The sequence below is a fragment of the Mesorhizobium sp. WSM4820 genome, from assembly GCF_055811075.1.
Genome location: NZ_JBVVQN010000069.1, coordinates 1 through 1,056, shown reverse-complemented (window position 1 = coordinate 1,056; position 1,056 = coordinate 1). Strand labels below are relative to the sequence as shown.

General features: G+C 64.8%; 1 protein-coding gene. It reads right to left on the bottom strand.

Annotated elements, in window-relative coordinates; translation table 11 throughout:
• Positions 1-15 precede the first annotated feature (15 nt).
• Positions 16-962, bottom strand: a protein-coding gene (locus tag AC0L2R_RS33740; RefSeq protein WP_473498205.1) for an IS630 family transposase whose coding sequence is annotated in 2 segments (ribosomal slippage) — positions 16-621 and positions 624-962 — 945 coding nt in all. Because the reading frame shifts where the segments join, the coding sequence is not laid out codon by codon here.
• Positions 963-1,056 lie beyond the last annotated feature (94 nt).

Genomic DNA, 1,056 nt, shown 5'->3' with positions numbered 1-1,056 from the left:
TAGAGCGCGATGATTTTAGGTTGGGACATAGCCGGCCTCGGTGAAGTAGTTGGCGCATTCCTTTGATGTGACGGTGTCGAGGATTTGGCCGATGGCGCTGCAGACGGCGTCGGTGGTGCGTCTGGCGGCCTTTCGCAGCAGGTGCTTGAGCTTGGCGAAGAGCAGCTCGATTGGATTCAGGTCCGGCGAGTATTTGGGCAGGAAGAAGAGCTTGGCGCCGGCTTTGCGGATGGCGTGCCGGACGGCCTTGCCCTTGTGCGAGCCGAGATTGTCGATGACGACGATGTCGCCCGGCTTGAGGGTGGGCAGGAGCACCTTCTCGACGTAGAGCCGGAAGCGCTCGCCGTTGATCGGCCCGTCGATGAGCCAGGGGGCGTCGACGCGGTCGTGGCGCAGGGCAGCCAGGAAGGTCATGGTCTTCCAGCGTCGATGCGGCACCTTGGCTTTCAGGCGCTGGCCGCGCGGCGCCCAGCCCCGGAGCGGAGCCATGTTGGTCTTGGTCCAGGTCTCGTCGATGAAGACCAGGCGGGAGGCGGCGATCCGGCCCTGATGGGCCTTCCACTGCGCCCGCCGACGCGCCACATCGGGCCGATCCTGCTCGGCGGCGATCAGCGTCTTTTTTTGTGCGTCAGCTTCTCGGCACGGACGAACTCCCACACCGAGCGGTAGTCGACCTTCAGCCCGCGCTCGGCCAGTTCTGCCACAAGGCCGCGCAGCGTGAAGTCTGTATTGCGGCAGCGCTCGATAAGCCAGTCGCGGTGCGCACCGGCAATCTTCTTCGGCCGTCGCCCGCCCATCTTGCCGGGCTCCACCATGCCCGTTTCCCGCAGCCGGCGAACCCACCGGATGACCGTGCTGATGCCGACCCCAAAACGCGCCGCCGCCTGCCGCCGCGACAGGCCCTCCTGCTCAACCGCACCAACAACCCGCTCGCGCAGATCCATCGAATAAGGCTTGCCCATCCATGCTGGCCTCCATCCCCAGCCAGCATGTTGAATCAAATCCCCGCTGATTTGGGAATCCCCCTTCGATTCAGCCTCTCTTCATCCCGCTCTA